The 255-nt window shown below is 66.3% G+C and carries 1 protein-coding gene; it reads right to left on the minus strand.

Annotation, left to right across the window (positions count from 1 at the left end; genetic code table 11):
• Positions 1-255: hypothetical protein (locus tag QMX89_RS22920; RefSeq protein ID WP_282349967.1), on the minus strand; the 255-nt coding region annotated here is incomplete at both ends.

A 255-nucleotide genomic window follows, 5' to 3' on the forward strand; every position in this document is an offset into this window, starting at 1 on the left:
CCAGCCAGGTTGCATCCAGCTCGACGGACAAGGCGTCCAGGGTGGTTTTGGCGTCGATGGTCAGGCCCAGTGACCGGCAGATGATCGGTCGCGCCGCCAGCCATTCGGCACCGTCGAGCAGGCCAAGACGCGGGTCGGCATAGCGCCAACTGGGCGAGACGAAGACATCGCGGCGGCGCAGGGCCGTGCGCAGCGCATCGAGCGTGCAGAACACATAGGCACCCATGTCGAGGGAGCCATCTTCGCGGGTGATGT

Origin of the sequence: Pseudomonas sp. PS01301 (assembly GCF_029960215.1) — a bacterium.
In the GTDB taxonomy this organism is placed as follows: domain Bacteria; phylum Pseudomonadota; class Gammaproteobacteria; order Pseudomonadales; family Pseudomonadaceae; genus Aquipseudomonas; species Aquipseudomonas coleopterorum.